Raw genomic sequence first — 21,935 nt, 5'->3', positions numbered from 1 at the left:
TTTTTATATCACGTTATGTACATCCCTCCTATATAAATTCCTTGTTTTTATCGTGAGAATTAACGTAATATCAGCCATATCCCACTCATATTGTAATAGTGTATGTCAGAACTCACGAGAAGGAGTGAACATAATGAGCTGCAATTGTAATGAAGATCATCAACATGAGTGTGATTTCAACTGTGTATCGAATGTTGTTCGTTTTATACATGAACTACAAGAATGTGCAACGACAACATGTGGATCTGGTTGCGAAGTTCCATTTTTAGGTGCACATAACAATGCATCAGTAGCGAATACACGTCCTTTTATTTTATACACAAAAACTGGAGAACCTTTTGAAGCATTTGCACCATCTTCAAGCCTTACTAGCTGCCGATCTCCTATTTTCCGCGTAGAAAGTATAGATGATGATGACTGTGCTGTATTGCGTGTATTAACTGTAGTTTTAGGTGATGGTACCGCTGTACCACCTGGTGACGACCCAATCTGTACGTTTTTAGCTGTACCAAATGCAAGACTAATATCAACCTCCACTTGCATTACTGTTGATTTAAGTTGCTTCTGCGCTATTCAATGCTTACGTGATGTTTCTATTTAAAACTAAATAATGAGTTAAGCATGGATTGGGTGGCAGAGTATTCTGCCACCCAATCCATGCTTAAAGAGTATTCTTATGTAAATTTCTTAAAATTGGGAACTTGTCTAGAACATAGAACCTGTCCTTTTCATTAACTGAAAGTAGAAACAGATAAAGGAGTGAAAAACATGTTCTCTTCTGATTGTGAATTTACTAAAATCGATTGTGAGGCGAAGCCAGCTAGTACACTACCTGCCTTTGGTTTTGCTTTCAACGCGTCTGCACCTCAGTTTGCTTCACTATTTACACCACTATTATTACCTAGCGTAAGTCCAAACCCAAATATTACTGTTCCTGTAATAAATGATACAGTAAGTGTCGGAGATGGCATTCGAATTCTACGAGCTGGTATTTATCAAATCAGTTATACATTAACAATTAGTCTTGATAACTCACCTGTTGCACCAGAAGCTGGTCGTTTCTTCTTATCATTAAATACACCAGCTAATATTATTCCTGGATCAGGTACAGCAGTTCGTTCTAACGTTATTGGTACTGGTGAAGTAGACGTATCCAGCGGTGTTATTCTTATTAACTTAAATCCTGGTGACTTAATTCAAATTGTGCCAGTTCAGTTAATTGGAACTGTAGACATTCGTGCTGCAGCATTAACAGTTGCACAAATTAGCTAGTAAAAAGCGGTATTTCTAATACAGAAATACCGCTTTTTATATATAATAAAAAACACTCACAGTAGCATGAGTGTTTCATTCTTCATATTGTTTTATTGTGTTCTTCTTTTTCCCACAATTGCATCCCTTTTTCTTCACAAATCCTTGTTGTTGTAATTGTTCTTGATATGCCTGTTGTTGTGCTTGGTGTTGTTGCTGTATATGATACCACTGCTGCAGGTCATATGAATTCTGCCTTGGATTATTGCTCACAGCAAACATCTCCTCTACTGTCAATTCTGTCTATTTACTATATGAACAACTCTTTATTTCCGTTCCCTCATTCTTTTAAACTCCGCTTTTTCTCGTATTATGAAAATATATTATTCTCCCATAAAATATCCTGTAATTGTTTCAATGATGGCTGCCGCTCCTGCAATAGCTAATAATGCAAGTAACGGTTCTGCAACGATAGGGATCCAATTATATAAGACTAATAAAAAAGCACTAACCCATACACCTGTACACCAATAACAGCTTAATAATTCGCCAATCCACTTTCTTAATCCATTACCTTTCACTTTTGTAAACGTTAATACACTTCCATCCGGCTCCGTAATCTCTAATTCATCAATAAATGGTCTTCGCAAAAAGGCTGTAATTTTATCATAAACAATTAAACGAGTGAGCCTAAAAGCAGCTAACGCAAAAATAAAAAATAAAAGCCAGCTTGTAAACAGCATAATTCCACCTTCCCTTATCCTCTTTCGCCTATTTAAAAAAAAAGGTCTTGAGATTGTGACCAAATCTCCTCGACTCCAATATCTTATTAATGTAAATACAAACAAGAAGATAAGGAGTGACATTAATGAGTTGTAACGAAAATAAACACCATGGCTCTTCTCATTGTGTAGTTGACGTTGTAAAATTCATCAATGAATTACAAGATTGTTCTACAACAACATGTGGATCTGGTTGTGAAATCCCATTTTTAGGTGCACACAATACTGCATCAGTAGCAAATACACGCCCTTTTATTTTATACACAAAAACTGGAGAACCTTTTGAAGCATTTGCACCATCTTCAAGCCTTACTAGCTGCCGATCTCCAATTTTCCGTGTGGAAAGTGTAGATGATGATAGCTGTGCTGTGCTACGTGTATTAACTGTAGTATTAGGTGACGGTACTCCGGTACCACCTGGTGACGATCCAATTTGTACGTTTTTAGCTGTACCAAATGCAAGATTAATATCTACAACTACTTGCATTACTGTTGATTTAAGCTGTTTCTGTGCGATTCAATGCTTACGCGACGTTTCTATCGTAAAGTAAACTAAAAAACTATTGGGGTGGTAGAAGTTTTCTACCACCTTTACATATTTAAAAACCGGCCATACTAATCGATTGGATATCATCTATAGACAACCTAATATCTCTCATACTATTTTGCGGCATAATAGATACAATGCCATGACGATACGATATGATCGATCCAACATATGAGACTGTAGCTGTTTTTATTCTGCATCTTACTTTCGGAATGTAATGAGGGCGGTTTAGTAAAAAATGAATTTTTTCATCATTATTCATATCCTTAAATGATTTATTATACGGGACAGTTCTTACTGGTTCTGGTTCTTGCTCTTCTTGTTCTATGTGTTCTTCTTTTTCTTCTTCTATTTTTTCTTCCACTTGCTGCTCTTCTTGTTGTTCTTGTTCTATTACCTCTTCCACAGCACTTCTTACAATATTTTCTTGTCTATTACTTTTCTCTTTTTGATCTTCATTTTCAAAGTTTGTCAGGATAATCCTTTTTATTTTCGGTGCAGCAAGTTCTAAACTTACTTGCGTGATATATAACAACGGTTTTCCAACTGTTGAACTTTTATTTTTATTCTTCACACTCGTCCCTCCCACTTCCATACGTAGCTAAATAAATCGTGTACTATTATAGTTATATTCATCACGTGGTAAGAACTTTCGTTAAAAATCGTTCTTTCTAAGAACAAATAAAAAGGACAATCTCAGCATTTAGAGATTGTCCTTTAAAAATTAATATTATATTTATCCTAGGATATGATACCCTGAATCAACATGAATGTTTTCTCCTGTTACACCGCGTGCTAAATCACTGAATAGGAATACTGCTGTATCGCCAACTTCTTCTTGCGTTGTTGTACGACGAAGTGGTGCGCGCTCCTCAATTTCTCTTAAGATTGAGTTGAAATCGCCTACACCTTTTGCAGATAACGTACGAATTGGTCCTGCAGAAATAGCGTTAACACGAATACCGTGTTGACCTAAATCGTTCGCTAAATATTTCACGCTCGCTTCTAATGAAGCTTTCGCAACACCCATAACGTTATAATTTTTCACAACGCGCTCGCCGCCAAGGTATGTTAATGTTAAAATATTTCCGCCTTCTGTCATTACTTTCTTCGCTTCTCTTGCTACAGCTGTTAAAGAGAATGCGCTAATATTTTGTGCAAGTAAAAATCCATCGCGAGAAGTATCTACAAATTCACCTTTTAAGTCATCGCGATTTGCAAAAGCAATACAATGTGCTACACCGTGAATAGTACCTACTTCTTGTTTAATTGTTTCAAAGCAAGCTGTAAGTTCCTCATCATTCGTTACATCACAAGGTAATACAAGTGATTCTTGTCCTTCTAATGTGTCCGCTAATTCACGAACGTTTCTTTCTAAACGTTCTCCTGCATATGTGAATATTAATTTTGCACCTGCATTATGCAAAGAGCGAGCTATTCCCCATGCAATACTTCTTTGGTTCGCAACGCCCATAACAACAAATGTTTTCCCTTGTAATAGTTCCATGATATATCCTCCCAGAAATACTTATACTTGTTATTAGTACCTGATACTATAATTATAGTACCATAAAACCGCTTAAAGGCAAACAAAAAAGTCATTAACAGAAATTTGTTAATGACTTTTGGTTTCTATAAAAAACCGCTCTAATCCTTCTTCCCAAGACGGCATTTGTGAAAAACCATTTAATCGTAGCATGTTATGTTGAAAGATAGAATATTTGGGCCTCGCAGCTGCAGCCCCGAATTCTTCCGTTGAAACAGGTAATACATTCACTTTCATATTGGCGTACGAAAATATCTTTTGTGCAAATTCAAACCAAGAGCATGAACCACTGTTTGATACGTGGTATGTACCGTATAAAGAAGTATGAATGAGCTTATTAATAACCATATTTAAATCCGCCACATACGTAGGAGAGCCAACTTGATCCGCTACAACGGATATTTCATCTCTTTCTTTTCCTAATCGCATCATCGTTTTCACGAAATTATTTCCATATTTACCATATAGCCACGATGTGCGAACGATAAAATATTTATTATGTAACTCTTTGACGAACTGCTCCCCCGCATACTTAGAGGCCCCATATATATTTATCGGCGCTGGACTATGAAATTCGTCGTATCCATCTGGTCTGGCACCTTGAAATACATAATCAGTACTAATATAAACTAGCTTCGCCCCTACTAATTGTGAAGCAACCGCTACATTTCGAGCTCCGATTGCATTTATTCTATACGCAAAATCCTGTTCTTTCTCCGCATGATCTACTTTCGTATAGGCAGCACAATGAATAATTATATGTGGTTTTATTTCTTGTACCACTTGTTGTATTCGGGATATATTTGTCACATCTAATAACTTTTTATCAAATGGATATATATCATATTCTTCAGAGTCTAACTCTTCAAATAGTTGCTTTCCTAATTGACCGTTTGCTCCTGTTATGATAACCCTCTCTTTCATTTAACATGCCCCTTACTGGTCTTTTAGTGATTTCCACCATTCCTTATTCTTTTCATACCATTTCACCGTCTCTTGTAATCCTTGTTCAAACGTGTATTTCGGTTCCCAATCAAATTCATTCTTCATTTTCTCTGCATCAATCGCATAACGACGATCGTGCCCTAAACGATCTGTAACATATTCAATGTCTTTTTTTGTTTTTCCTAAAAGAGTAATAATTTGTTCCACAACTTCTACATTTGTTTTTTCATTATTTCCACCTATATTATATACTTCTCCTACACGTCCCTTATGCAGAACAACATCAATCGCACTGCAATGATCCGTTACATGTAACCAATCTCTTACATTTAAACCATCACCATATAACGGTAGTTTTTTTCCTTCTAGTGCATTCGTAACCATTAATGGAATTAATTTTTCAGGATACTGGTACGGTCCATAATTGTTAGAACAACGCGTTACTATAACCGGTAATTGATATGTTTTATAGTAAGATAGAGCTATCATGTCCGCGCTCGCCTTACTTGAAGAATATGGACTATTTGGAGCTAACGGCGTTTTCTCTGTGAACTTCCCTGTTTTTCCTAAAGAGCCATACACTTCATCCGTTGATACTTGCACAAGTTTTATATGCGAATATTTTTTAACTAGTTCTAATAAAGTGACCGTCCCGATTACATTTGTATCATAAAAAGGAATCGGATTTTCAATACTACGATCCACATGTGATTCGGCTGCAAAATTTACAATCACTTGTACGTTTCGCTCTTTTATAACGTGTTCTAATAGCTCTCCATTTTGAATTTCTCCCTTTACAAAAGAGTAATTCGGGTGATCCAGAAGAGATTTTACGTTATTTAAATTCCCGCTATATGTTAAGGCATCGTAATTAATAATTTTATATGTTTCATAACTTTGTAGCATGTAATGAACGAAATTACTTCCAATAAATCCAGCCCCACCTGTCACTAATATATTCATAAACAACGCTCCTACTTAAAAACTATCTTCATATTCCTCTAATAATGGTAATATCTGATCCTTATCGGACAATATAGGATCGGTTACTGGCCAAGGAATTGCTAAATCTTTATCTTCCCAAAGTAATCCTGAGTCATGCTCTGCGCTATAATATTCATCTACTTTATACATAACGATAGTATGCGGAACAAGCGTGCAAAATCCATGCGCAAACCCTTTTGGCACTAGTAATTGCCGATGGTTATCTGCACTTAAAATATATCCTTTCCATTGTTTAAATGTTGGTGATTTTTTTCGTAAATCAACGATAACATCATAAATTACCCCTTGCATAACTTGAATGAGTTTCGTTTGTGCTTTCGGTTTTTTTTGAAAGTGTAGTCCCCGAATCGTTCCTGCCTTAGCCGAATAAGATACGTTATCCTGTACAAATGAATACGTTATCCCTAATGTTTCTAGCACCTGCTTATTATAACTCTCTGAAAAAAAGCCACGCTCGTCTCCAAACAACCTCGGTTCTAACAATTTTGCATCGGTAAAATTTGTTTCTACAACTTTCATATTCTCACCTATTCTCCGTTAAACTGTTTCCCAAAATTAATATCACGCGCTAACGTATTCGCCTTTTGAAGCGAAGCATGAGTTCCCGCATCAGTCCACCAGCCGCTCATTTCATTATAAGTAAGTACCCCTCGTTTTAAATACCAATTATTTATATCTGTAATTTCAAGTTCTCCCCGTGCAGAAGGTTTTAATTCTTTAATATAAGAAAAGACTTTCGAATCATACAAATAAATTCCCGTAACCGCATAAGAACTTTTCGGCTCTTTCGGCTTTTCTTCAATTTCAACTATTTTTCGGTTTTGAATATGTGCTACGCCAAATCTTTCGGGATCTTCTACAGATTGCAATAGCACTTTCGCACCTTCTTTTTGATTTGCAAACTCTTCAACATACGGAAGAATATCATCTGAAAAAATATTATCCCCTAATATAACTACCATACGATCATTCCCGACGAAATCTTCACAAAGCCCTAACGCCTGTGCGATCCCGCCCGCTTTATCTTGCACACGATACGTAAAGGACACTCCAAATTCATGACCACTCCCTAAAAAGCTAACAACATCCCCCATATGCTCTTTACCCGTAATAATCATAATATCTGTAATATCGCATTGTTTTAGCTTATATACCGCATGATAAATCATCGGATACCGACCAACAGGAAGTAAATGTTTATTCGTTACTTTCGTTATTGGATATAATCTCGATCCAGTACCACCTGCTAAAATAATTCCTTTCACTTTTCATCTCTCCTTTATGATGGAGATAATATATCTTTGTAATGTTCTACAAACACTTTCCGGTACTTCTCATATGTATCCGCATCAAACTCATCCCCGTTGTAATGAATACACCATAAATTTGCTTGATTTGGGATACCAATTAAATAACCAGCCCTTTGAAACTCTAAAGACTGTGACACATCATAAAAGTGAAACCCTTGAAACAAATCTTCTCGCCACGGAATATCATACTGCGTTGCCATGAATAAACCATCAATTGCCTGAACTGACAAAAATGGTTGATTACCATAAAAAACCTGATCTAAATTTAATAATTGATAATTCCGTCTTCTATACTCAATCACTTTCCCTACTAAATTTTTTCCTTCCCACCATATCCCGTTATTCGGTAAAAACTGAGCCCCAGCGACTCCTATTAAACCAAGCTTTTCATTTTCTTTAAAAAGAGATATAAGTGTAGAAAACATGTCTCGATTAATAAGATATGTATCTTGATGTATATACACTTTGTATTTCGCTGGATATGAAAGAGCTCGGTTGTATGCACTTGCCATACTTTGCGCATCTCGTATCGGAAAAATTTGCACGACATAACCAGAGGGAACAAAAATGTTTCTTATTTGGCTCTCACATTGTTTGAAAAGCTCCTCATTATTTACACAAACAACGACTAATATTGTATGATCTTTCATTTTTGTCCCCCCTTTTATTCTTCCTTATTTACATCTGACATATAGTGTTCCACAAATATTTCCCGATACTTTTCATAGTTCGTCATATTCACATCAAAATGATAATGGATACACCAAGCATCGCGCTGTACAGGTACACCGACTGTATATCCTGCTTTTTTAAATTCAAATGATTGAGATACATCATAAAAATCAAATCCGTCAAATAAGTCTTCTCGCCACGGAACATCATATTGTGTCGCCATTAATAAACCATCAATACATTCTACAGGAATAAATGTTTTTGATTCATGATACGGTTGTTCTAAACTTGCCATATAAAACAAATCATTCATATAACCAATGACTTTTCCTACAATTCCACGCCCTTCGTTCCATACGCCAGTCGGAGGAACATATTGCGCTCCAACCATCCCAATCATCCCAAGGTTTTCATGTTCCTCAAATAATTGAAGTAATCCGTATAAAAAAGCCCTATTTATAATAAAAACATCTTGATGTAAATACACTTTATACTTCGCTGGATGCGAAATGGCTTGATTGTATCCACTCGTCATACTTTTCGCATTTCGAATCGGCATAAATTGGACAATATACCCTGGCGGTACTAACAATTGCAATATATGTCGCACGCAGTTTGCATACAATTTCCGATCATTTATGCATGTAACAAATAATATTGTTTTGTCTGCAGCACTCATAATTGTGATTTTTCAGCTTCAATAATATACTGAAATACAACTGTCTCAGCCATGAAGCCACTTCCAAGACGATATTTTTTACAAATTCCATATAACTCCTCAATAAGCGGCTCATACATTTTATGATCAACATATACACGATCTACTTTACTAATTGAATATCCTGCTTTTAAAAACATTCTTAGCATTTCATTGAATGTAAAGAAACGAATATGTGTTTTATCTAATAAACCATATTCTGTATACGTCCAATTTCCAGCAAGTAAGGGAGCTAATACTGAAATATGAGCAACGTTTGGTATACTTGCTAAAATCACACCATTTTGCTTTATATATGGCTTAACCTTTTCAATCACAGCCCACGGATCAAATAAATGCTCTAATACATCCCCAAATAGGACGCAATCAAATTGCCCCTCCTCATAAGGAAGATCTATTTTTTCTATATCCCCTAAAATAACATGATCTAGTCTTTCCTTCGCTTTTTCTGCCGCCTCTGGAAATGCCTCTATTCCTGATACACGTGTACCGTTTTCTTTAATAGCTGCTCCCAATGCACCGCTCGAGCAACCAATATCAAGAACTTCTTTCCATTCCTTTTTTATATGCTTTAATAAATTCGGATTCGCTGCATTATAATAATGCTCGGATTTTTCTTCATATAAAGAACTTTTTTCGCGATTCATTTCACACACTCCTTATGCAAATTGAATTAGAAATATAAATCTCATATGAATTCTATAAAGTGCAGATTTTGTTCATCCCCCAATGATTATTAGCCCGCAAATAGCAGTATAAAATCTTTTATTTATATTGGTTACGTTACTGATACTCTAATATATAACCAATCTATTAGAGTTAGAATAGCGATAAATCATTTCTAAAAAACGAAACCTATTACACTTTATATGGTTTATCAAAAACTCCCCGAAAATATTTACGGTTATATTCAATTGCAGCATTATTCGGAACATAAGAAGCTGCTAATTCATTGTAATAATACGCTTTATCCTGCTCCCCTAACCTGCTATAACAAATACACATTTGTAAATAGGGTAGCCATGTGTAGCTAGCTGGACTATGGAAAGGACTTTCCGTTGCCATTGTTACTTCCGTGGCAAGTTTAAACCAAAATATCGCTTCATTATATTTTTCTTGTTCCATATATATATATCCTATTCTTGTACAATTCTCTCCTCTAGGGACGTCATACCGAAACGACTTCACACAAGATTCGATTGCCTTCTCCCACATTCCTAGCTTTGCATAGCAATCTCCTAACTTACCACATGCATAAATTTTCTCTTCATACCATCCTTCGTCTTGATTAAGAAATGTTTCATATAGAAGAACTGCATCATCATATTTTTGGTTATCCGTAGATTCATTTGCGTAATAAAATAAATCTCTCGGACTTAATTCTTCACCTGCCGCTACAGTATTTTGAAAAATTTTCAAATTACGATTTGTTACTTTTTTTTCTTTTTTATGTGTAATAGCAACATTACTACTAAAAACCTCACCAGAAATAGCTAAATACTCATGAACCTTTCCAAACCATTGAAATTGTTTTTCACGCTTTACAAGTCGATTTCTTTTTGTACAATATAAAGGTTTCCCGTTAGAATCCATTGCAAGATGATAAGGCATCGAAACAGCATCAATTTTAGGATCTAATTCTCTTTTTAAAAGTTTCAATGCTTCTTGAGCATCTTCTAATAAGACATCATCTGCATCTAGCCACAATATATACTCTTGCGTCGCTTTTGAAAAAGAAAAATTTCTTGCTGCTGCAAAATCATCAATCCACTGGAAATCATATATGTTAGAAGTGTATTTCTCTACGATTTCTTTCGTTCGATCGACGGAACCTGTATCAACTACTATAATTTCATCCACAATTTTTTCAACTGTTTCTAAACAACGGGCTATTGTCTCCTCCTCATCTCGAACAATCATACATAAACTAATTGTAATTCCTTGCTTGTTCAACATAATCACCCTCTTCCAAATCAATCATATGTTATACATATACTAAACTTTCCATTTTTTTAAATTGTTCAAGTAGTTTAAGATTTCTTTTCAATAATTCAAATGTCCGTGTCATTTTCTTTCGGTTTTGCATCTACTATATAATGAACGCTTTATGGAGGTGAATTTATGTCAAATAATAATTATTCAAATGGATTAAATCCCGATGAATCTTTATCAGCTAGTGCATTTGACCCTAATCTTGTAGGACCTACATTACCACCGATACCACCGTTTACCCTTCCGACTGGGCCGACCGGGCCGACTGGACCTACGGGACCTACTGGGCCGACTGTACCTACCGGGCCAACTGGACCGACTGGGCCAACTGGACCTACGGGACCTACAGGACCTACAGGACCGACTGGTGGCACTGGGACTACTGGACCTACGGGGCCGACTGGTGGCACTGGGACTACTGGACCTACGGGGCCGACTGGTGACACTGGGGCTACTGGACCTACGGGGCCGACTGGTGGCACTGGGACTACTGGACCTACGGGGCCGACTGGTGACACTGGGGCTACTGGACCTACAGGGCCGACTGGTGACACTGGGGCTACTGGACCTACGGGGCCGACTGGGGCTACTGGACCGACTGGACCGACTGGACCATCTGGACTAGGGCTTCCAGCAGGATTGTATGCATTTAACTCCGCTGGGATTTCTTTGGATATTGGACTTAATGCTCCAGTACCATTTAATACTGTTGGATCTCAGTTTGGTACAGCAATTTCTCAATTAGATCCTGATACTTTCGTAATTAGTCAAACTGGATTCTATAAAATTACCGTTATCGTATACACTGCAGCAGTAAGTCTATTAGGAGGACTTACAATCCAAGTAAATGGGGTATCTGTTCCAGGTACTGGGGCCACTTTAATCTCAGTTGGAGCACCTATCGTTGTTCAAGCAATTACGCAAATTACGACAACTCCATCATTAATTGAAGTAATCGTTACAGGGCTTGGGCTATCATTAGCTGTTGGTACAAATGCATCTATTATTATTGAAAAAATCGCTTAATTTTTTACTTAGCAGTAAAACTGATATCAGTTTTACTGCTTTTTCAATTTCAAATTCAATCATGAAACATTCGCTATCTACATAATCATATTGTTGTATGACATTTTGCAGGAGGCACAAATATGGAAAGTAAATCTGCTGTTCAGCTTTATCTCGAATTGCTAAAGAAGACCATTTTATTTGAAATATGGTTAGAATATGAGGCATACTTACCCGCATCTCTACATATTTCAAAAGAACTAGAATTCGAGCCAGTTACAGTCCCCCTCCCTTTATTCATTAAGCAATATGCTGAAAACCATAACTTAAAAATTGTAAAACCAAATGTTTCAAAAAGTGAACGCCATGATGGAATGGATTGGCCAAGAGCAGCACATAGCATGATCGGTCGAGAACGTATGAACCAATTACAAGAGGCAATGGAAACCGTTGTTCGTGAAAATATAGAGGGAGATTTTATTGAAACAGGTGTATGGCGCGGAGGATCGTGCATTTTTATGAATGGTTTTTTACAAGCAAACAACATTACGAATCGTAATGTGTGGGTCGCTGATTCATTTGAAGGTTTGCCAGCACCGAATCTAGAACAATATCCAAAAGATTACGGTGATTATTTGCACACATTCGATTATTTACGCGTCTCTTTAGAACAAGTACAAGAGAATTTCAAAAAATATGATTTACTAAATGATCAAGTGAAATTTTTAAAAGGCTGGTTTAAAGATACTTTACCAACAGCACCAATTGAAAAAATAGCAATTGCACGGCTTGATGGTGATATGTACGAATCCACAATGGATGGTCTCGTGAACTTATATGATAAAGTTTCTAAAGGTGGCTATATAATTATCGATGACTACGGGCTACCGCCATGCGCTGAGGCTGTGACAGACTTTAGAAACCAACGAAATTTAAAAGCCCCTATTACTAAAATTGATGTATTTGGCGTTTATTGGAGAAAAGAATAAAAAAGATTTAATCTATAGGAGATTTCATTTTCACTCATCCTTCTCTCACTTCTAATCCAATTAAGTATTCTTTTTCGGAATCTCCTTACATATAACAATTGTTTTCCTGTGTTCTCTCAATACAAATTGAAAATTTTATTAATAGATTTACTGCATCTTCTCATACAAGAAAGGGGTATACTCATGAGTGAACTTAACAAAGAAATGACTTTACTCCCCCCTCCTGAACTCGTCCAATATGTAGGTGGCGACTTCAAAAAAGTTGGAAAAGAGTTCCTAAAGCATTTTATTCAAATTGGCGCTTTAAAACCAAATGAAAAAGTATTAGATGTAGGCTGCGGCGTCGGTCGAATGGCTGTACCATTATTGAATTACTTAAATGATGATGGAGCGTATTATGGATTTGATTTGTTTAAAGATGGAATTACTTGGTGTCAAAATAACATTTCAACTATGCGTAATAATTTTCACTTTGAACATGTTGACATATACAATCAATTCTATAATCCAGAAGGAAAAGAAGATGCCTCTCAATATCGTTTCCCCTATGAAGACGGGACATTCGATTTTATCTTTTTAACTTCTGTATTTACGCATCTTCTCCCAAAAGAATTAGAACATTACGTATCTGAAATTGTACGTGTATTAAAAAAAGACGGGAGATGTTTCATTACATTCTTTCTTATAAATCCTGAATCGTCCTATTATTTAAATGCAGGACAAAGTACATTAGGTTTTTATCATCGAATCGAAAATTGCTACGTTGTAAATAAAGATATTCCGAATTTCGCAGTTGCTTATCCTGAGACAGATATTTGCAATCTATTGAATAAGTACGGCCTAGAAATAATCAATAAGCCGCATTACGGTTTATGGTGCGGCAGACATGAATATACAAGTTACCAAGATATTGTTCTTACAAAAAAAAGCTTCTGAAAGGAAGTTATGTATGATGAATGAAAAAAATCCACCTCTCGTTTCCATCCTTATTCCCACTTATAATCGGCCTCATTATTTCAAAATTGCTCTAGAAAGTGCATTGGCACAAACTTATACTAATATTGAAATCATCATCGGAGATGATAGTACAAATGATGAAACAGCAACTTTAATACGCGAACAATACTTACCAAATTATAAAAATATAACATACATTCGAAATATCCCTACTCTAGGACAATTTCACAATGATCTTATGCTCATAGAAAAATCAAATGGTGAGTATATAAATTTTTTAATGGACGATGACGTGTTTTATAAGCATAAAATACAAAAAATGATGACCTATTTTGAGCAAGATCCCAATAAAAATCTTGCTCTTGTTACTTCTTATCGAGTACGCATTGATGATCATGGAAATCTAATAGGTGATTCCCATCCAACACAAAGGTTATATAGTGAAGACACCCCATTAAACGGGATATTTTTAGGTAATTGGATGTTAAAGGGTGGACACAACATTATCGGTGAGCCTACAACTACCTTGTTCCGAAAGGAATTGCTCACTGAACCTTTTGGCACCCTTAAAGAGCGACAATATTCTTGTAGTGTTGATATGGCCTCATGGATTTCTTTACTTTCTAAAGGAAATGCAATATACATTTCTGAGCCTTTAAGTCAATTTCGCTACCATGCTGGACAACAAATACACAATAAGCTCCTTCAAGGTTGTGAAGATTTCACACACCTCGTTATAACAGCAAAAGAATATGGCTTTTTACAAAATACTACAGACTATAGAGCAGCTCTACTTAGTGCTTACCAATGGTGTAAAAGTTCCTTAAAATACTATCTTCATCAACTAGATATTTTTCCTGACGCACATGTACGTCTTTCCCATTGTTTGGATATAATTATTAAAGAGTTAAACAATTAAACTACTCTGCAAAATTAAAAGTGTATGGACTATATGTGAATCATTCGTATAGTTCATACATTCTTTCTCATACTATAAAGTGAAACTTTAATCAGCTCTCACCAATCGGGCTTTTACGGGCAGTTGATCCCCCACCTAACTTCTTCGCTTTCGCTGAATTTTGAGGTAGGGGTCTTACTGCCCATTAATGCGGGATAAAATCCATTACTATAAAGAGCAGTAGAAAGGAATACCTACATTGAAAGATCCAAATTCTCAATATCAAATAGACTACGTATTACTATTTATTTTATTTGCCATTGGGATTGTTAGTTGTTGTGCTATTGCAAGTGCGCAAGCCTCTTTACCGCCATTTTTACAAAACGTCAATTTTGTACTAAAGCAAATCCAATGGTATTTCATTGGATTTATAGCCATTGGTGTTATTATGATTATCGACTTCGATCGTTATCAAAAAATTGCTTGGTATTTGTACAGCTTTGCAATGGTACTACTTATTGGACTAGAACTTCAAGTACCAGGTGCCGTTACAATTAAAGGCGCTACCGCTTGGTACAGGCTCCCAGGCATCGGAAATTTTCAGCCTTCTGAAATTATGAAATTATTTTTAATTATCGTCATTGGACGAATTATAGCAAACCATAATGAGAAATATTTTTCCCAAACAATACATGACGATTTTTTACTACTTGGAAAAATATTTGCAACAAGTTTGCCACCACTACTACTCATCGCAAAGGAACCAGATTTAGGAAATACAATGGTCATTTCAGCGATGCTTGCAGCAATGATACTAGTTTCTGGCATACGATGGCGTTTTATTTTCGGATTAGTTTCAGCTACTTTCGTTGCTGGAACTACATTAATATATATTTTTTTTACTCACACAGATTTCTTTAAAGCACACATTTTAAAAGAATATCAATTAAATCGCTTCTACGGATGGTTAGCACCTTACAAATATGATGCACAAGGCTATCAATTAAGACAAGCATTCTTAGCGACTGGATCCGGAGAAATGCAAGGAAAAGGGTGGGAAAATGGACAAGTATATTTTCCAGAACCACATACAGATTTTATTTTCACTAATGTCGCTGAACAATTTGGATTTCTAGGCGCAAGTGTCATTATTTCTCTTTTTTTCTTACTCATTTTTCGAATGATTCATATTGCTTTAGAAAGTAATGATCCTTTCGGTAGTTACATTTGCGCTGGTACAATCGGAATGTTTACTTTCCAAGTATTCCAAAATATCGGGATGACAATCGGATTACTTCCCATTACAGGGATAACATTACCTCTTATGAGCTACGGAGGAAGTTCACTGCTTACATACATGATTGCGATTGGATTCATTTTAAATGTTCGCTCAAGAACGAAAATCTTTATGTTTAAATGAACAACACAAAAACGCTATATTTTTATCTCTATCCTTTTTTAGATATACTAATGAAAAATACGATGGAGGTTTAAATATGAAATATGACATTATAGGAGATATTCATGGATGCTTCCAAGAGTTTCAAAATTTAACAGAGAAGCTAGGATATAACTGGAGTAGCGGTCTACCGGTTCACCCTGACCAACGTAAACTTGCATTCGTTGGCGATATTACAGACCGTGGTCCTCATTCATTACGTATGATTGAAATTGTATGGGAACTTGTCATACATAAAAAAGAAGCTTATTACGCTCCTGGAAATCACTGTAATAAACTATATCGATTTTTCCTTGGGCGTAATGTAACAGTCGCTCACGGACTTGAAACAACTGTTGCTGAATATGAGGCACTTCCTCCTAATAAGCAAAACATTATAAAAGAAAAGTTTATCACTCTTTATGAACAATCACCGCTCTACCACATACTAGATGAAAAAAGAGTAATCGTATGTCACGCTGGGATTCGGCAAGATTACATAGGAAGACGAGATAAAAAAGTACAAACCTTTGTATTATATGGTGATATTACAGGAGAAAAGCATGCCGATGGCTCACCTGTCCGTCGCGATTGGGCGCAAGAATACAAGGGGCAAGCTTGGATTGTATATGGACATACACCAGTAGCAGAACCTCGATTCGTCAATCAGACAGTCAATATTGATACTGGTGCTGTATTTGGTGGCAAATTAACCGGATTACGTTATCCTGAAATGGAGACTATCTCTGTCCCTTCTTCTTTACCTTTTGTCGCTGAGAAATTCCGTCCAATTTCATAACTACCTTACTTAGCGAGAGATTACCGTATTATTTAGGCAGATTTCATATGAAACTAGGTAAAGTAATTAAAAAAAGATGCAATAAAGTGCATCTTTTTTTAATTACACTACATATAATGTCGCAGGAGGTGACAGAATGAAGAAAAAATCTTCTAAACAAAAAAGAAAATTCCCCCCTTTATATCTGCCCATGTACGGAATTAACAACTGGTGTAGTATTCGGGCTGCAGCGATAGAAGAACTGGAAGAACAAGAGTCATCAAAAAAAAGCAAAGTAAAACCAACATATGTCTCTTTAGAAAATGCTGTGATGAGCCGCATAATCGATCGCAGAAAAATAAAGATGCAACAAAAAAATAAACAGCTTTCAAATCAAGATGAACAGATACTACATTCTAACCAAACAGAAGAAAAGACGGAAGAAAATATTTCTGTAGCAATGAATAAAAAAGTGGAACCAGAAATTCCAGCTGCTATTATAAACAAAGTAAAAAAAATAAAAGAAGCATTAGCTTCATCGAATGATATACAAATTGAAAAACCACTCATAATTGAGACACCTACACCTGAAAATACAAAAGTTAAAAGGGGCGGCCGATATGCATATGCAGAGGGGCTTCACTCTCATGCGGAGGGCATGGCAGCACATGCGGAAGGCTTATTAACACACGCAAAAGGTTCTTTCTCTCATGCAGAAGGATCAAACTCAAAAGCAACTGGACATAGTTCGCATAGTGAGGGAAGTGAAACGACAGCAGGCGGGGCTTATTCTCATGCGGAGGGTAAACAGACAATTGCTTTAGGCGAAGCAGCACACGCAGAAGGAAACGCAACTATCGCTAACGGATCCTCTTCTCATGCGGAAGGTCATCATACATCAACAGCTCATTTTGCAGGTAGCCATATTATGGGGCGCTTCGGCACTGCAGAAGAAGCTTATTCTTGGTTTATTGCAAATGGTGTAAGCGACACCGACCATAATATCGGGGCTAAATGGCTTGCTCATAATGGAGAAATGTACATTGAGGGCGCGTCTTACAATGCAAGCGGAACGGATTTTGCACAAATGTTTGAAATCGAAGGTTATAAACCTATTGATGTCGGTTATTTCGTTACATTTAGTAACGAAGAAAAAATTCGGATAGCTACTTCACGCGATTCGTTCATTTTAGGAATATCTAGTGCAACCCCTGCCCTTATAGGAAATAGCGGGGCTTTAAGTTGGCAAAAACGTTATAAAACAGATAACTTTGGAAAACGCCAATATGTATGGACGGAAGCCGAAGAAATACAACCTCTTTTAAATACAGAATGGGATCCAACTTGCAAATATGTAGCAAGAAAAGATCGCGCCGAGTGGCTTCCTGTCGGATTAATTGGACAAATGTTAGTACGTGATGACGGCACTTGCGAAGCACATGGATATTGTCGTCCAAATGACAATGGCATTGCTACAAAAGCCGAAAGTGGATTTTTCATTATAAAGCGTACGGGTGAAAACCAAATTTTAATATTATTCCGCTAAGAAAAAAGGGAACAAAATTCTTTATAATATAAGAATTTTGTCCCCTTTTTAAGTATGCCGCAACACTTCTTGCATATCGCTTGGAAGCTTTATAGTGAAAGACATCTCTTTCTCTAAAATAGGATGATAAAACGTCAAAGATTTACTATGAAGTGCTTGCCGTTTCATTTCATCCCTTCTCCCTCCATATAAGCTATCACCAAGTAACGGATGTCCTATATGAGCCATATGCACACGAATTTGATGCGTTCTTCCTGTCTCAAGCTCAAGCGCTACATGTGTCTTATGATATGTACTATCAATTACCTTAAAATGAGTAACTGCCCTTTGTCCATCCTCACAAACCGTTCGCTCAATAATGCTATCAGATTTTCGACCAATTGGTGCATCAATCATTCCTTCTCGTTCTACAATCTTTCCGTGAACAATTGCTTCATACGTTCGTTTCACAGCTTTTTGTTGATGCTGCTTCGATAAAAGATGATGCACGAAACGATTTTTTGCAATAAGCATAAGCCCCGAAGTATCACGATCTAAACGTGTTACGATGTGCACTGTACTTGCAAGGTGCTGCTTATCATAATGAGATAAAAGCGCATTGGCAATACTCCTTGTCGGATGTTCTCTAGACGGAATCGTTGACATGTTCGCCTCTTTATTAATGATAAGAACCGCGTCATCTTCATATACAATGCTTAAAGGGATATCTTCTGCCATCATCCCTTCACTTCTTTCCTCAACTGGAAAAAAGACACGTAATTCTTCACCAACACGCAACTGATGACGAACACTCGCATGTTGACCATTTACTTCAATTGCCCCGCCGTGAAACTTTATATCCGTTAAAGCGGCTTTAGAAATACATTTCGTTTTCAAAAATTCCCTAACTAAAGTTCCCTCTTCAGCCGGACCTATATCCCATTTCAATGTAAATCTGTTCAAATATATAACCCTTTCTATTTATCTGCAACAAACGAGTCACGAACTCGTTTCCAGAACGGGAATGGACGGAAACGAACAAATCGTACTTTCTCGTTTGCGACGCGATACTGGATTGATTTCACATCTTGATGAACCATCGTTAAATGATCCACTGTAATTTGTAAGTTCATTCCTGCAGCTGGCTTTAACACACATGTATGATGCTTCGGCAATACAAGTGGAGATCCTACAGTACGAAATACACGATTGTTAATGGACGCCATTTCTGCAATTTGTATCGCTTCAATAGATGGGTGAATAATCGCTCCGCCAAGCGCTTTATTATACGCGGTACTTCCTGAAGGAGTAGAGATACAAAGGCCGTCTCCGCGGAATGTTTCAAAATATTCTCCGCGTATTTCTACTTCTGTTACTAATGTACCTTCTGCACTTTTTACAGTCGCCTCATTCATCGCTAAATACTGTGACTCTTTACTTCCATTCACATAGCGAATAATAACTTCTAAAAGCGGATATTCCACCACTTGGAATGGTGTTTTCGCAATTGCAATTACTAATTTCTCTACTTCTGTCGGTAACCAATCTGCATAGAAACCTAGATGTCCTGTATGTACACCAACAAATGCTGTTTCATCCAATCGATTATAATAACGATGAAACGCATATAAAAGCGTTCCATCTCCCCCAACAGAAATTACAATATCGGGTTCCTTTTCATCCATTATAAATCCAAAATCTAGCAAGTACTCTTTCATCGTGCTTGCCAGTGTATCTGATGATTGATCTCCCTTTGACATAATTGTAAATTTCATCGCCCAACACCCTTTAGTTTATGATTCAGAATCTTTCGTTTCTTGCTTTCTTGAAAAAGCCTTTTGCGCTTCTTGAATTTCAAGACGAATAGAAGACATTTCTTCATCTAATAAAAACGCCGCTTCAGCTGCACGTTGCAACCTTATTTTAATATCTTCAGGAAAACGTCCACTATATTTATAATTTAAAGAATGCTCAATTGTTGCCCAAAAGTTCATTGCTAGCGTGCGTATTTGGATTTCTACCAATACTTTTTGTTCACCCTGAATCGTTTGAACAGGATAACTAATGACAACATGATAAGAACGATAACCGCTATCTTTCTTTTGCGTAACATAATCACGTTCTTCCACGATTTCAAAGTCATTTCGTTTTCGAAGATATTCTACAACAGGCTTAATCTCATCAACAAATTGACACATCATTCTAAGCCCAGCAATATCCTGCATATCTTCTCTCAATCGGTCTAGCGGTACATTTCTCTTCTCCGCTTTATCAATAATACTTGCAACCGACTTTACCCTTCCTGTTACAAACTCAATTGGAGAATGCTCTGTTAACATTGCAAATTGAGTACGCATTCCTTTTAGTTTCACTTTCAGCTCTGCCACCGCTTGGTGGTAAGGTGCTAAAAATTCTTCCCAATTTCGATTCATTTCAACCACCACCAAAATCAATCCATTTGCTTATAGAAATACTTTTTCTACAGCAGTTACTAATTCTTCTCCGTAATTTGCATTACCTTCAATATTTTCAACTAAATATTCTACTTCTTCTTTTAATCCTTCTAATTCCATTTCAATGTCATTCACGCGAACGAACATAACCACATCGTTATTCATCGCTTCATGCATTGCTTCCCAGCATGTGTGCGGAATACTTACATAAATGAAAGATGATTCATTTTCTAAGATATATAAAAATGATAAATTGTCTGAGTCTACAAGTACGTGATTACGCGCACTTAACTCCTTTACCTCTATTTCACTATTTTCCGCACAAAAAATAAGAGCATTCTCTCTCTTTTCTACGCTCTTAACTTGGATTTTATTTTGCATGCTCTAACTCCTCCATCTCAACTTCCTGTCTTACTTAACAGTATTATTGTATCATAACATGGACGCAAACAAATAAAACATTGAACCAAATTTATGAAAAAGCGATAATGTGTAAAGAATTATTTTTCAAAAGGAGATTATACAATGACACAAGAAATTGAAATTGAATTCAAAAATATCGTTACAAAAGAAGAATTCGATACATTATGTAAATCGTTTTCTATTGAAGCATTTACAAAACAAGTGAATCACTACTTTGAAACACCTGACTTCTCGTTAAAAGAAGCTGGCTCTGCACTTCGTATTCGTCATAAAGGAGAAACTTATACGTTAACATTGAAACAACCTGCAGAAATCGGTTTATTAGAAACGCATCAAGTCGTAACAGAAGACGAAGCAAAAATGATGATGGAAACAAACACAATCATTCAAGGAGCAGTAGTAGATCAATTACACAAATTACAAATTCCTGTTTCTGCTTTAACATATATGGGTAGTTTAACAACAGAAAGAGCAGAAACATTATTTAAAGGCGGAACGCTTGTCTTTGATCATAGTTTCTATTACAATCACGATGATTATGAAATTGAATTTGAAGTGCAAGATGAAGAAACAGGAAAAGCTGCATTTATTGATTTATTAACGCAACATAACATACCTGTTCGCCATACAAATAACAAAGTAAAACGCTTTTTCCTTGCCAAACAAAACAAAGCACGCTAAAGTGAAAATTCCACTAGTGA

The 21,935-nt window shown here is 36.4% G+C and carries 27 protein-coding genes; 11 read left to right on the top strand and 16 right to left on the bottom strand.

What is annotated here, in order from left to right:
• The first annotated feature begins 133 nt into the window (after window positions 1-133).
• Window positions 134-601, top strand: coding sequence for a spore coat protein CotY (gene cotY, locus DN407_RS06130; RefSeq protein WP_001277719.1), 468 nt, complete (start codon window positions 134-136; stop codon window positions 599-601).
• A 167-nt stretch (window positions 602-768) separates the two neighbouring features.
• Window positions 769-1,272 carry an exosporium protein ExsF gene (gene exsF / locus DN407_RS06125; RefSeq protein WP_000492939.1) on the top strand — a complete coding sequence of 168 codons (504 nt, stop codon included), beginning with the start codon at window positions 769-771 and terminating at the stop codon, window positions 1,270-1,272.
• Window positions 1,273-1,347: 75 nt separating this feature from the next.
• Here the strand turns inward: exsF and DN407_RS06120 are convergent, their stop codons facing one another.
• Complete coding sequence (locus DN407_RS06120; RefSeq protein WP_029948404.1) at window positions 1,348-1,533, bottom strand: hypothetical protein; 186 nt, start codon at window positions 1,531-1,533, stop codon at window positions 1,348-1,350.
• Between the two features lie 101 nt (window positions 1,534-1,634).
• Entirely contained in the window at window positions 1,635-1,994 is a 360-nt protein-coding gene (locus DN407_RS06115; RefSeq protein ID WP_149216108.1) for a DUF1360 domain-containing protein, read from the bottom strand.
• Window positions 1,995-2,119: 125 nt separating this feature from the next.
• Between DN407_RS06115 and exsY the strand changes: the two genes are divergently transcribed.
• Window positions 2,120-2,584 (top strand): exosporium assembly protein ExsY, encoded by a 465-nt coding sequence (gene exsY, locus DN407_RS06110; protein ID WP_001277743.1) that lies wholly within the window; start codon window positions 2,120-2,122, stop codon window positions 2,582-2,584.
• A 48-nt stretch (window positions 2,585-2,632) separates the two neighbouring features.
• Here exsY and DN407_RS06105 read toward each other — a convergent pair whose 3' ends face one another.
• The 10 genes from DN407_RS06105 to DN407_RS06060 form a co-directional block, all read right to left on the bottom strand.
• Window positions 2,633-3,175 carry a spore coat CotO family protein gene (locus tag DN407_RS06105; RefSeq protein WP_002196304.1) on the bottom strand — a complete coding sequence of 181 codons (543 nt, stop codon included), beginning with the start codon at window positions 3,173-3,175 and terminating at the stop codon, window positions 2,633-2,635.
• 141 nt (window positions 3,176-3,316) lie between these two features.
• Entirely contained in the window at window positions 3,317-4,087 is a 771-nt protein-coding gene (gene fabI / locus DN407_RS06100) for an enoyl-ACP reductase FabI (RefSeq protein WP_000421886.1), read from the bottom strand.
• A gap of 108 nt (window positions 4,088-4,195) precedes the next feature.
• Entirely contained in the window at window positions 4,196-5,050 is an 855-nt protein-coding gene (gene rfbD / locus DN407_RS06095) for a dTDP-4-dehydrorhamnose reductase (protein WP_048568771.1), read from the bottom strand.
• A 12-nt stretch (window positions 5,051-5,062) separates the two neighbouring features.
• Window positions 5,063-6,034 carry a dTDP-glucose 4,6-dehydratase gene (gene rfbB / locus DN407_RS06090; RefSeq protein WP_134995145.1) on the bottom strand — a complete coding sequence of 324 codons (972 nt, stop codon included), beginning with the start codon at window positions 6,032-6,034 and terminating at the stop codon, window positions 5,063-5,065.
• A 15-nt stretch (window positions 6,035-6,049) separates the two neighbouring features.
• Window positions 6,050-6,595 (bottom strand): dTDP-4-dehydrorhamnose 3,5-epimerase, encoded by a 546-nt coding sequence (gene rfbC, locus DN407_RS06085; RefSeq protein ID WP_149216107.1) that lies wholly within the window; start codon window positions 6,593-6,595, stop codon window positions 6,050-6,052.
• Between the two features lie 8 nt (window positions 6,596-6,603).
• A complete protein-coding gene (locus DN407_RS06080; RefSeq protein WP_000676160.1) occupies window positions 6,604-7,341 on the bottom strand; it encodes a sugar phosphate nucleotidyltransferase in 738 nt (245 codons plus the stop codon).
• A gap of 14 nt (window positions 7,342-7,355) precedes the next feature.
• Window positions 7,356-8,036 (bottom strand): glycosyltransferase family protein, encoded by a 681-nt coding sequence (locus DN407_RS06075; RefSeq protein WP_000651529.1) that lies wholly within the window; start codon window positions 8,034-8,036, stop codon window positions 7,356-7,358.
• A gap of 14 nt (window positions 8,037-8,050) precedes the next feature.
• Window positions 8,051-8,737, bottom strand: a complete 687-nt coding sequence (locus tag DN407_RS06070; protein ID WP_149216106.1) for a glycosyltransferase family protein — start codon at window positions 8,735-8,737, stop codon at window positions 8,051-8,053.
• Window positions 8,734-9,423: a class I SAM-dependent methyltransferase gene (locus DN407_RS06065; RefSeq protein ID WP_001078432.1), complete on the bottom strand. Its 690-nt coding sequence runs from the start codon at window positions 9,421-9,423 to the stop codon at window positions 8,734-8,736. Before DN407_RS06065 ends, DN407_RS06070 begins: the two co-directional genes overlap by 4 nt.
• 211 nt (window positions 9,424-9,634) lie before the next feature.
• Window positions 9,635-10,732 (bottom strand): glycosyltransferase, encoded by a 1,098-nt coding sequence (locus tag DN407_RS06060; protein ID WP_149216105.1) that lies wholly within the window; start codon window positions 10,730-10,732, stop codon window positions 9,635-9,637.
• A gap of 165 nt (window positions 10,733-10,897) precedes the next feature.
• On the opposite strand from DN407_RS06060, the gene DN407_RS06055 reads away from it, so the two are divergent.
• From DN407_RS06055 to DN407_RS06025, 7 genes are all read left to right on the top strand, one after another.
• Window positions 10,898-11,794, top strand: a complete 897-nt coding sequence (locus DN407_RS06055; protein WP_061139696.1) for a BclA C-terminal domain-containing protein — start codon at window positions 10,898-10,900, stop codon at window positions 11,792-11,794.
• 122 nt (window positions 11,795-11,916) lie between these two features.
• Window positions 11,917-12,762: a TylF/MycF family methyltransferase gene (locus tag DN407_RS06050; protein ID WP_000444386.1), complete on the top strand. Its 846-nt coding sequence runs from the start codon at window positions 11,917-11,919 to the stop codon at window positions 12,760-12,762.
• A gap of 183 nt (window positions 12,763-12,945) precedes the next feature.
• Complete coding sequence (locus DN407_RS06045) at window positions 12,946-13,698, top strand: class I SAM-dependent methyltransferase (protein WP_001292838.1); 753 nt, start codon at window positions 12,946-12,948, stop codon at window positions 13,696-13,698.
• A 13-nt stretch (window positions 13,699-13,711) separates the two neighbouring features.
• A complete protein-coding gene (locus tag DN407_RS06040) occupies window positions 13,712-14,638 on the top strand; it encodes a glycosyltransferase family 2 protein (protein WP_149216104.1) in 927 nt (308 codons plus the stop codon).
• 238 nt (window positions 14,639-14,876) lie between these two features.
• On the top strand, window positions 14,877-16,037 hold the full coding sequence (locus DN407_RS06035) for an FtsW/RodA/SpoVE family cell cycle protein (RefSeq protein WP_000654700.1): 1,161 nt from the start codon (window positions 14,877-14,879) through the stop codon (window positions 16,035-16,037).
• A gap of 76 nt (window positions 16,038-16,113) precedes the next feature.
• Window positions 16,114-16,854, top strand: a complete 741-nt coding sequence (prpE, locus tag DN407_RS06030; protein WP_000872694.1) for a bis(5'-nucleosyl)-tetraphosphatase PrpE — start codon at window positions 16,114-16,116, stop codon at window positions 16,852-16,854.
• Between the two features lie 136 nt (window positions 16,855-16,990).
• Entirely contained in the window at window positions 16,991-18,379 is a 1,389-nt protein-coding gene (locus DN407_RS06025) for a peptidase G2 autoproteolytic cleavage domain-containing protein (RefSeq protein ID WP_149216103.1), read from the top strand.
• A 48-nt stretch (window positions 18,380-18,427) separates the two neighbouring features.
• Here DN407_RS06025 and DN407_RS06020 read toward each other — a convergent pair whose 3' ends face one another.
• From DN407_RS06020 to DN407_RS06005, 4 genes are read right to left on the bottom strand one after another with little or no spacing between them, the layout of a single operon-like run.
• Window positions 18,428-19,321 carry an RluA family pseudouridine synthase gene (locus tag DN407_RS06020; protein WP_149216102.1) on the bottom strand — a complete coding sequence of 298 codons (894 nt, stop codon included), beginning with the start codon at window positions 19,319-19,321 and terminating at the stop codon, window positions 18,428-18,430.
• A 14-nt stretch (window positions 19,322-19,335) separates the two neighbouring features.
• Window positions 19,336-20,133, bottom strand: a complete 798-nt coding sequence (locus DN407_RS06015; protein WP_000673190.1) for an NAD kinase — start codon at window positions 20,131-20,133, stop codon at window positions 19,336-19,338.
• Window positions 20,134-20,151: 18 nt separating this feature from the next.
• The gene (gene yjbM / locus DN407_RS06010; RefSeq protein ID WP_001081482.1) at window positions 20,152-20,790 is read right to left on the bottom strand and encodes a GTP diphosphokinase; all 639 of its coding nucleotides are present in this window, start codon (window positions 20,788-20,790) and stop codon (window positions 20,152-20,154) included.
• Between the two features lie 30 nt (window positions 20,791-20,820).
• Entirely contained in the window at window positions 20,821-21,192 is a 372-nt protein-coding gene (locus DN407_RS06005) for a UPF0738 family protein (protein WP_001180003.1), read from the bottom strand.
• 144 nt (window positions 21,193-21,336) lie between these two features.
• Between DN407_RS06005 and DN407_RS06000 the strand changes: the two genes are divergently transcribed.
• A complete protein-coding gene (locus DN407_RS06000) occupies window positions 21,337-21,915 on the top strand; it encodes a CYTH domain-containing protein (RefSeq protein WP_000191120.1) in 579 nt (192 codons plus the stop codon).
• The last annotated feature ends 20 nt before the right edge of the window (window positions 21,916-21,935 follow it).

Source organism: Bacillus sp. JAS24-2, assembly GCF_008274905.1.
Taxonomy (GTDB): domain Bacteria; phylum Bacillota; class Bacilli; order Bacillales; family Bacillaceae_G; genus Bacillus_A; species Bacillus_A cereus.
Note: the sequence above shows the minus strand (reverse complement) of the source record. Positions and strands in the feature narration are given on the sequence as shown.

Excerpts from the sequence above, each read along its gene's own strand:
- DN407_RS06070 (WP_149216106.1), bottom strand. The coding sequence starts at position 8,737 with ATGAGTGCTGCAGACAAAACAATATTATTTGTTACATGCATAAATGAT.
- fabI (WP_000421886.1), bottom strand. The coding sequence starts at position 4,087 with ATGGAACTATTACAAGGGAAAACATTTGTTGTTATGGGCGTTGCGAAC.
- exsF (WP_000492939.1), top strand. The coding sequence starts at position 769 with ATGTTCTCTTCTGATTGTGAATTTACTAAAATCGATTGTGAGGCGAAG.
- DN407_RS06025 (WP_149216103.1), top strand. The coding sequence starts at position 16,991 with ATGAAGAAAAAATCTTCTAAACAAAAAAGAAAATTCCCCCCTTTATAT.
- yjbM (WP_001081482.1), bottom strand. The coding sequence starts at position 20,790 with ATGAATCGAAATTGGGAAGAATTTTTAGCACCTTACCACCAAGCGGTG.
- DN407_RS06000 (WP_000191120.1), top strand. The coding sequence starts at position 21,337 with ATGACACAAGAAATTGAAATTGAATTCAAAAATATCGTTACAAAAGAA.
- rfbC (WP_149216107.1), bottom strand. The coding sequence starts at position 6,595 with ATGAAAGTTGTAGAAACAAATTTTACCGATGCAAAATTGTTAGAACCG.
- prpE (WP_000872694.1), top strand. The coding sequence starts at position 16,114 with ATGAAATATGACATTATAGGAGATATTCATGGATGCTTCCAAGAGTTT.
- DN407_RS06105 (WP_002196304.1), bottom strand. The coding sequence starts at position 3,175 with ATGGAAGTGGGAGGGACGAGTGTGAAGAATAAAAATAAAAGTTCAACA.
- DN407_RS06120 (WP_029948404.1), bottom strand. The coding sequence starts at position 1,533 with ATGTTTGCTGTGAGCAATAATCCAAGGCAGAATTCATATGACCTGCAG.
- DN407_RS06045 (WP_001292838.1), top strand. The coding sequence starts at position 12,946 with ATGAGTGAACTTAACAAAGAAATGACTTTACTCCCCCCTCCTGAACTC.
- rfbB (WP_134995145.1), bottom strand. The coding sequence starts at position 6,034 with ATGAATATATTAGTGACAGGTGGGGCTGGATTTATTGGAAGTAATTTC.
- DN407_RS06115 (WP_149216108.1), bottom strand. The coding sequence starts at position 1,994 with ATGCTGTTTACAAGCTGGCTTTTATTTTTTATTTTTGCGTTAGCTGCT.
- DN407_RS06075 (WP_000651529.1), bottom strand. The coding sequence starts at position 8,036 with ATGAAAGATCATACAATATTAGTCGTTGTTTGTGTAAATAATGAGGAG.
- rfbD (WP_048568771.1), bottom strand. The coding sequence starts at position 5,050 with ATGAAAGAGAGGGTTATCATAACAGGAGCAAACGGTCAATTAGGAAAG.
- DN407_RS06055 (WP_061139696.1), top strand. The coding sequence starts at position 10,898 with ATGTCAAATAATAATTATTCAAATGGATTAAATCCCGATGAATCTTTA.
- DN407_RS06015 (WP_000673190.1), bottom strand. The coding sequence starts at position 20,133 with ATGAAATTTACAATTATGTCAAAGGGAGATCAATCATCAGATACACTG.
- DN407_RS06040 (WP_149216104.1), top strand. The coding sequence starts at position 13,712 with ATGATGAATGAAAAAAATCCACCTCTCGTTTCCATCCTTATTCCCACT.
- DN407_RS06050 (WP_000444386.1), top strand. The coding sequence starts at position 11,917 with ATGGAAAGTAAATCTGCTGTTCAGCTTTATCTCGAATTGCTAAAGAAG.
- DN407_RS06005 (WP_001180003.1), bottom strand. The coding sequence starts at position 21,192 with ATGCAAAATAAAATCCAAGTTAAGAGCGTAGAAAAGAGAGAGAATGCT.
- cotY (WP_001277719.1), top strand. The coding sequence starts at position 134 with ATGAGCTGCAATTGTAATGAAGATCATCAACATGAGTGTGATTTCAAC.
- DN407_RS06060 (WP_149216105.1), bottom strand. The coding sequence starts at position 10,732 with ATGTTGAACAAGCAAGGAATTACAATTAGTTTATGTATGATTGTTCGA.
- DN407_RS06065 (WP_001078432.1), bottom strand. The coding sequence starts at position 9,423 with ATGAATCGCGAAAAAAGTTCTTTATATGAAGAAAAATCCGAGCATTAT.
- exsY (WP_001277743.1), top strand. The coding sequence starts at position 2,120 with ATGAGTTGTAACGAAAATAAACACCATGGCTCTTCTCATTGTGTAGTT.